The organism is Streptomyces toyocaensis, assembly GCF_000725125.1.
GTDB classification, from domain to species: domain Bacteria; phylum Actinomycetota; class Actinomycetes; order Streptomycetales; family Streptomycetaceae; genus Streptomyces; species Streptomyces toyocaensis.
In genome coordinates this window covers 36,482-44,028 of record NZ_JFCB01000045.1, presented here as the reverse complement: position 1 = coordinate 44,028, position 7,547 = coordinate 36,482, and the positions used below count along the sequence as shown (strand labels likewise).

Annotated in this window: 7 protein-coding genes; 3 read left to right on the top strand and 4 right to left on the bottom strand. The window is 72.4% G+C overall.

The window, feature by feature from the left end:
* The coding region (locus tag BU52_RS30370; protein ID WP_037940570.1) for an alpha-ketoglutarate-dependent dioxygenase AlkB at positions 1-538 on the bottom strand (538 nt) is incomplete at its 3' end.
* A gap of 68 nt (positions 539-606) precedes the next feature.
* On the opposite strand from BU52_RS30370, the gene BU52_RS30365 reads away from it, so the two are divergent.
* Positions 607-1,740: a methyltransferase gene (locus BU52_RS30365; RefSeq protein ID WP_037940568.1), complete on the top strand. Its 1,134-nt coding sequence runs from the start codon at positions 607-609 to the stop codon at positions 1,738-1,740.
* A gap of 51 nt (positions 1,741-1,791) precedes the next feature.
* Here the strand turns inward: BU52_RS30365 and BU52_RS30360 are convergent, their stop codons facing one another.
* Positions 1,792-2,673 (bottom strand): class II fructose-bisphosphate aldolase, encoded by an 882-nt coding sequence (locus BU52_RS30360; RefSeq protein ID WP_037940566.1) that lies wholly within the window; start codon positions 2,671-2,673, stop codon positions 1,792-1,794.
* A gap of 20 nt (positions 2,674-2,693) precedes the next feature.
* Entirely contained in the window at positions 2,694-3,575 is an 882-nt protein-coding gene (locus BU52_RS30355) for an SIS domain-containing protein (RefSeq protein ID WP_037940564.1), read from the bottom strand.
* A 134-nt stretch (positions 3,576-3,709) separates the two neighbouring features.
* Between BU52_RS30355 and BU52_RS30350 the strand changes: the two genes are divergently transcribed.
* Positions 3,710-4,489: a DeoR/GlpR family DNA-binding transcription regulator gene (locus tag BU52_RS30350; protein WP_037940561.1), complete on the top strand. Its 780-nt coding sequence runs from the start codon at positions 3,710-3,712 to the stop codon at positions 4,487-4,489.
* A 112-nt stretch (positions 4,490-4,601) separates the two neighbouring features.
* A complete protein-coding gene (locus BU52_RS30345; RefSeq protein ID WP_051858722.1) occupies positions 4,602-6,437 on the top strand; it encodes a glycoside hydrolase family 15 protein in 1,836 nt (611 codons plus the stop codon).
* A 3-nt stretch (positions 6,438-6,440) separates the two neighbouring features.
* On the opposite strand, the gene BU52_RS30340 is transcribed toward BU52_RS30345, so the two are convergent.
* Positions 6,441-7,388: a hypothetical protein gene (locus BU52_RS30340; RefSeq protein ID WP_037940560.1), complete on the bottom strand. Its 948-nt coding sequence runs from the start codon at positions 7,386-7,388 to the stop codon at positions 6,441-6,443.
* Positions 7,389-7,547: the final 159 nt, after the last annotated feature.

Sequence of the window (7,547 nt, the reverse complement as noted above, 5' to 3'; positions counted from 1 at the left end):
CGCCGAAGACGAACAGGTCGCCGCTGCGCAGCTCCACGTCCGTGTACGGGCGGGTCCGGGACACGGTGTTGCCGAAGCGGAAGACGCAGCTGTCGCCGAGGCTCAGCGACACCACGGGCGCGTGTGACGTCTCGTCGCTGTCCCGGTGCATCCCCATGCGGGCGTCGGCGTCGTAGAAGTTGACCAGCGCGATGTCGTACGCGGCCTCCCGTGCGGCGTGCGCGCCGAACGCGTCGGTCAGCGCGCGGCGGCCCAGTTCGCCGAGCCGCCGGGGGAAGGGTTTCACCGGCGCACCGTCGCCGTCCACGACGGTGCGCGCGTAACCGTACGGATACCAGTGCCATCCGAGGCACACCTGCCGGGCGGTCATGGTGCCGCCTCCGGGCGTGCGCACGGTACGCAGTCCGGCGGGCGGGCGGGACCACGCGCGGCAGTGGTCGAGCAGTTCGCGCTGCTCCCGCGCGTCCAGCCAGTCCGGCAGGTGCACCGCGCCCGGCGCGATCTCGCTCCGCTCCCTCGGGAACAGCTCGGTGTCCATGCCTCCCATCCTCCCCCATACGTGCTGAGCTGCGGCTCGGCTAGCCTGGTCGGACGATGAACGACCGTATGACGACTCCGTGGGGCGAGCCGGTGCTGGCCCGGTTCCCCGAGGATCCGCGGGACAGGCTGCGCGCCTGGGACGCCTCCGACGAGTATCTCCTCAGGCATCTCGCCGACCGGCGGGTTCCGCTGTCCGGCACGGTAGTGGCCGTCGGCGACCGCTGGGGGGCGCTGGTGACGGCGCTCGCCGCGCACCGGCCCACGCAGGTCACCGACTCCTGGCTCGGGCAGGAGGCGACGCGGCTGAACCTGGCGCGCAACGGCGTGGAGCCCGGCGCGGTCCGGCTGCTCACCACGCAGGACCCCCCGCCCGCCCGGATCGACGTCCTGCTCGTCCGCGTGCCGAAGAGCCTCGCGCTGCTGGAGGACCAGCTGCTGCGGCTGGCTCCGGCGGTGCACGGGGGCACGGTGGTCGTCGGCACGGGCATGGTGAAGGAGATCCACACCTCGACGCTGAACCTGTTCGAGCGGATCCTCGGCCCGACCAGGACCTCGCTCGCGGAGAAGAAGGCGCGGCTGATCTTCTGCGAACCTGATCCGGCGCGGGTCCGCCCCGCGAACCCGTGGCCGTACCGCTACACGCTGCCCGTCGGCATCGGCCCGGTCTCGGGCCGGACGGTCGTCAACCACGCCGGGGTCTTCTGCGCCGACCGCCTCGACATCGGTACCCGCTTCTTCCTCCGGCACCTGCCCGCCGCCCGCGAGGGCGGCCGGGTGGTGGACCTGGGCTGCGGGAACGGCGTCGTCGGTACGGCGATGGCGCTGGCCGATCCGCGGGCCGAGGTGCTGTTCGTGGACGAGTCCTTCCAGGCGGTGGCGTCGGCGGAGGCCACGTACCGGGCGAACGACGTGTCCGGGCACGCCGAGTTCCGGGTCGGCGACGGCCTGTCGGGGGTACCGGACGGCAGCGTCGACCTCGTCCTCAACAACCCGCCCTTCCACTCCCACCAGGCGACGACCGACGCCACCTCCCGGCGCATGTTCACCGGCGCCCGGCGTGCCCTGCGCCCGGGCGGCGAGCTGTGGGTGGTCGGCAACCGGCACCTGGGGTACCACGTGAAGCTGCGGCGCCTGTTCGGAAACAGCGAAGTGGTGGCGAGCGACCCGAAGTTCGTGGTGCTGAGGGCCGTGAAGCGCTGAGTCCCGTCATCAGGGGCGGCGGACGGGTTCGCCCGGGACCGTCCCACCGGGTCACGGGGCGTTCACCCGGGGCGCGCGTGCGGCGCTGGTCAGGGTCCCGATGATCGTCGCCACCGTGCGGGACATCGCCTCCCGGCCGGCCGTGAGGTAGCCGCGGGAGTCGGCCGCCTCGGGGTGGGCGGTGAGGTACGCCCTGATCGCGCCCGTCATGGCGAGGTTCAGGGCGGTTCCGACGTTGACCTTGGCGATGCCGCCCCTGACCGCAGCGGCGAGTTCGCCGTCGGGCAGGCCCGAGGAGCCGTGCAGGACGAGGGGGACGTCGAGGGTGGCGGCCAGCCGTTCGAGGAGGCCGTGGTCGAGGGTGGCGGTGCGGGTGGTCATGGCGTGTGTGGTGCCGATGGCGACGGCCAGGGCGTCCACACCGGAGTCGGCGACGAAGGCGCGGGCCTGGTCGGGGTCGGTGCGGGCGCCGGGGGCGTGGGCGTCCAGGGCGGGCCGGCCGGCCTTGCCGCCGATCTCGCCCAACTCGGCCTCCACCCACAGCCCTTGGGCGTGGGCCCAGTCCACTGCCGCCCGCGTCGCGGCGAGGTTTTCGGCGTAGGGCAGCCGGGCGGCGTCGTACATCACGGAGCCGAAGCCGGCGTCGGCGGCCTGGCGCAGCAGGGTGTCGCTGCGGACGTGGTCGAGGTGCAGCGCGACGGGCACGGCGGCCTGCTCGGCGGCGGTGACGGCGGCGCGGGCGAGCGGGAGGAGCCGGCCGTGGCGGTACGTGACGGCGTTCTCGCTGACCTGGAGGACGACGGCGGCGTTCACGGACTCGGCGCCGGTGACGACGGCCTCGATGTGTTCGAGGGTGATGATGTTGAACGAGGCGACCGCCGAGCGCCGCGCGGTGGCACGGCCGACGAGTTCGCCGGTGGTGGTGAGGGGCACGGGTCGTCCTTTCCGGCGGTTCAGGGCGCGAGGACGACCGAGCGGGTGAGGTGGCGGGGCCGGTCGGGGTCCAGGCCGCGGGCCGCGGCGACGGCGACGGCCAGCCGCTGGACGCGGACGAGTTCGGCGAGCGGGTCGAGGGTGCCCTCGATCCACAGCCCTCCGGTGTCCCTCACCTGTCCGGCCAGTCCCTTGGGGGCGTCGCCGAGCATCCAGGTGGCGGTGCCGGAGGTGGTGACGCTGATGGGGCCGTGCCGGTACTCCATCGCCGGGTAGGCCTCCGTCCAGGCGAGTGCGGCCTCGCGCATCTTCAGCCCGGCCTCGTTGGCCAGACCGACGGTCCAGCCGCGGCCGAGGAAGGTGAACTGCGTGCAGTCCATGAGCCCTTCGGGCAGAGGGGCGGCGAGGGCCGTGCGCGCGTCCTCGACGACCCGGCCGGTGTGCAGGCCCAGGTGGGCACGGAGCAGGGTGAGGGCCGTGGTGGCGAACCGGGTCTGCACGACGGAGCGTTCGTCCGCGTGGCCGAGCACGACGGTCTCGTCGGCGAGCGACACCACCGGGCCGGCCGGGTCGGCGGTGAGCGCGGTGGTGGGCGTGCGCCCCTTCAACCGGTCGAGCAGGTGGAGGACCTCGGTGGTGGTGCCGGAGCGGGTGAGGGCGACGACCCGGTCGTAGGCGCGGTGGTGCGGGAACTCGGAGGCGGCGAACGCGTCGGTCTCGCCCTGCCCCGCGCCCTCACGCAGGGCGGCGACGGCCTGCGCCATGAAGTACGACGTGCCGCAGCCGGTCACCGCGACCCGCTCGCCGGGAGCCGGGAGCACCGGGGCATGCGCCGGGGCCTGTTCGGCGGCGCGCTGCCAGCACTCCGGCTGGCTGGTGAGTTCGTCCTCGACATGCGTCATTGCCGCACCCCTGAAGCTAGATGATTTTTCCTGCAAGATAGAGCGACCTTTCGAGCAGAATCAAGCATGCTGCGCTCAGCCGGGTGGGTTAGGGTCGCCGCAGACGCGGAGAACGGCCGGAACGGGAGGGGCGGATGTCACGGGACGCCCGCTGGAAGACGCTGCTGGAGCTGCTCGTCGAGCGCGGACGGCTGGACGTCGACGAGGCGGCCGGCGAGCTGGCGGTGTCGGCCGCGACGATCAGGCGCGACTTCGACCGGCTCGCCGAGCAGCAGATGCTGGTGCGCACCCGGGGCGGCGCAGTGGTGCACGGGGTGTCCTACGAGCTGCCGCTGCGCTACAAGACGGCACGGCACGCGTCCGAGAAGCAGCGCATCGCGAAGGCGGTGGCCGATCTCGTCGCTCCGGGCGAGGCGGTGGGGCTGACCGGGGGGACGACGACCACGGAGGTGGCGCGGGCGTTGGCCGTGCGCGGTGATCTCGCGTCCGGGTCACCCTCGCTGACCGTGGTGACGAACGCGCTGAACATCGCGGGCGAGCTGGCCGTGCGGCCACAGTTCAAGATCGTGCTGACCGGAGGGGTGGCGCGGGCCCAGTCGTACGAGCTGGTCGGGCCGCTCGCGGACGGTGTGCTGGGACAGATCACCCTGGACATGGCGGTGCTCGGTGTCGTCGCCTTCGACGCCGCGCACGGGGCCGCGGCCCACGACGAGGCGGAGGCCGCGGTCAACCGGCTGCTGTGCGAGCGGGCCGAGCGGGTGGTCGTGGCCGCCGACTCCAGCAAGCTGGGCCGGCGGGCGTTCGCCCGGATCTGTGCGGCGGAGGCGGTGGACGCCCTGGTCACGGACTCCGCGGCGGACCCGGAGGCCGTGCGCCGCTTCGAGGAGGCCGGGCTGCGGGTGACCGTGGTGTGAGCCCGCCTCCGCCCGCCTCCCGCACCCCGTTCGTCCCGCTCGATCCGCCGGACGGGCCTAGGCTGGACAGAGCGGTGCATACGGGACGACGTGCGCCGCCAGGGAGGCTGCGATGGACGGAAGGGCCAAGAACCGGGACGCCTCCGGGACACCGCGGTACGTGCCGATCGCCGATCACGGGCTGATCGGCGATCTGCGCAGTGTGGCACTGGTGGGGACCGACGGCACGATCGACTGGTACTGCTGCACGGCCTTCGACGCGCCGAGCGTGTTCGCCGCCGTCCTGGACGCCGAGCGGGGCGGCAGCTTCGAGCTGGCGGCGGCCCTGCCGGCCAGCACCAAGCAGTTCTACTTCCCGGACACCAATGTCCTGATCACCCGCTTCTTCACCGAGGAGGGTGTCGGCGAGGTGCAGGACTTCATGCCCGTCGTCGACGATCCGGTCGAGGAGCGGCGGCACCGGCTGATCCGGCGGGTGCTGTGCGTCCGCGGTTCCGTGCCCTTCCGGACGCGGGTGGCCCCGCGGTTCGGCTACGGCTCCCAGCCGCACACCGTGCGGCTGACCGGGGACATCGCGGTCTTCGATTCCCCCGACCTCTCCCTCGCCCTCACCGCGACCGTCCCCCTGGAGGCGGACGAGGCGGACGTACGGGCCGACTTCAAGCTGAAGGAGGGCGACACGGCGGTGTTCGCCCTGGACCGGGTCGGCGGAGACGTGGCTCCCAGCCGGTGCGAGTGCGGGGAGGCGGAACGGCAGTTCGCCGCGACGGTGGCGTACTGGAGGCGCTGGCTGTCCTCCTCCCGCTACCGGGGCCGCTGGCGGGAGATGGTGCACCGCTCCGCGCTCACACTGAAGCTGCTCACCTACGAGCCGACCGGCGCGATCGTGGCGGCACCGACGACCAGCCTTCCCGAGGAGATCGGCGGGGAACGCAACTGGGACTACCGCTACGTGTGGGTGCGCGACGCCGCGTTCTGCGTGTACGCGCTGCTGCGCCTGGGGTTCTCCGAGGAGGCCGCGGCGTTCATGGGGTTCGTGTCCCGGCACGTCAGCCCTGGTGACGGCACCCCGTCCGGCCCCTTGCAGATCATGTACGGCATCGACGGCCGCACCGACCTTCCCGAGGTCGAACTCGGTCACCTCGAGGGCCATCAGGGCTCGGCACCGGTGCGGATCGGCAACGCCGCGGCCGGTCAGCTGCAGCTCGACATCTACGGGGCGCTGATCGACTCGATCTATCTGTACAACAAGTGGGCCGAGCCCGTCTCCAGCGAGCAGTGGGACCACGTGACGGCGCTGACGGACTGGGTGTGCGCGCACTGGGACCAGCCCGACGAGGGCGTCTGGGAGACGCGTGGCGGCCGCAAGAACTTCCTGTACTCGCGCCTGATGTGCTGGGTGGCGATCGAGCGGGCCATCAGGATGGCCCGTCAGCGCGGACTGCCCGCCGACCTCCCCCGCTGGCGGGCGAGCAGGGACACCATCTACCGGTGGATCATGGAGCGTGGCTGGTCCGCGTCACGCCGGGCGTTCGTGCAGCACGAGGACGGCGACGTGCTGGACGCGGCGGTGCTGATGATGCCGCTGGCGAAGTTCATCGCGCCGACCGACCCCAAGTGGCTGTCGACGCTCGACTCGCTCACCGAGGACCTGGTGTCGGACTCCTTGGTCTACCGCTACGACCCGCGGGTGAGTCCCGACGGACTGCGCGGCGACGAGGGAACGTTCTCCATGTGCTCCTTCTGGTACGTCGAGGCGCTGACCAGGGCCGGACGGCTCGACGAGGCGGCCCTTGCCTTCGAGAAGATGCTGACGTACGGCAACCACCTCGGCCTGTACGCCGAGGAGATCAGCCACACCGGGGAGCAGCAGGGCAACTTCCCGCAGGCGTTCACCCACCTCTCCCTGATCAGCGCCGCGTTCAATCTGGACCGCGCACTGGGCTGAGGCTCAGTGTCCGTGGCCGTCGGAGTGTTCCGGGGTGCCGCTCGGGGGTGCCCCGGCCTCTCCGGTGTGCACGGTGAAGGCCGCGGTGCGGACGACGCCGTCGTGCTTGAAGTCGAGGAACAGCCGGTAGCTGCCGCCGGTGGGGGCGGTCGCCGCGAAGGAGACCTCCGGGCCGGGCTCGGTCGTGCCGTCGCCGGGTTCGCCGTGGGGGTGGACGTGCAGGTAGGCGAGGTCTCCGGAGCGCAGGGCGACGAGGTGGCCGTAGGCGCCGAGGTAGGGCTGGAGGTCGGTGACGGGTTTGCCGTCACGCGAGACGCTGAGCCGCAGATCACTCGACCGGCCGGGCCGCAGCGAGCCGGTCAGCTCGACCTCGTAGCCGTCGACGCGTGCCGTGGCACGGGCCGGGGGCAGTTCCTGCGGCCGGTAGGAACCGGAGGCGGCGAGGTCCGCGCCCAGGGTGAGGTTCTCCGCGCCCCGCTCCGCCGGCGTGAAGTCGGCGAAAACCCGGTATCCGCCGGCCCGGGGCAGGTCGACGGGGGTGCTCCAGGTGCCGTCGGCCGCGCGGGCGGGGTGGAGATGGCGGTAGGTGAGCAGATCGCGTGAGGCGACGATGAGGTGGAGTTCCTTGTCGTGCTCGCGGCGGTACTCGGTCACGGCGCGCCCCTGGTCGTCCCGGACGGTGAAGCGCAGGTCGGCACGGTCCCCGGCGGTGACGCGCGGAGTCTCCAGGTCGAGGGTGTAACCGCCCTCGGCGATCTGCAGCCCGCCGGCCGGAGCGGTCTCGTGTCCGCCGCCCCCCGTCGCCGCCGGTGCGGAGGGTTCGTGCTGCTCGTCATGTGCCGGGGCACGGTCCGCGACGACCGGGTCGAGTACCTCGCCGACGCCGTAGGCCGTGCCGAAGGTGGCGGCCAGGGCGGCGGCGAACGCCGTGATCTTCAGTCCGGTGTTCATGACCGTCTCTCCTCGACAAACAGGGTCCGCGGCTCACGCCGAGCCGATCGATACTGCTCACCATACCCCTAGGGGGTACCAAGTCAAGCCGTTTCACCCCTTGCCTCAGATACCCATGGGGGGTATACATGGAGATCCACGGCGGGTACCCCCGCCCCG

Bases quoted from the DNA above. Each gene is read 5' to 3' on its own strand.
- BU52_RS30365 (WP_037940568.1), top strand. From the start codon at position 607: ATGACGACTCCGTGGGGCGAGCCGGTGCTGGCCCGGTTCCCCGAGGAT.
- BU52_RS30355 (WP_037940564.1), bottom strand. From the start codon at position 3,575: ATGACGCATGTCGAGGACGAACTCACCAGCCAGCCGGAGTGCTGGCAG.
- BU52_RS30350 (WP_037940561.1), top strand. From the start codon at position 3,710: ATGTCACGGGACGCCCGCTGGAAGACGCTGCTGGAGCTGCTCGTCGAG.
- BU52_RS30345 (WP_051858722.1), top strand. From the start codon at position 4,602: ATGGACGGAAGGGCCAAGAACCGGGACGCCTCCGGGACACCGCGGTAC.
- BU52_RS30340 (WP_037940560.1), bottom strand. From the start codon at position 7,388: ATGAACACCGGACTGAAGATCACGGCGTTCGCCGCCGCCCTGGCCGCC.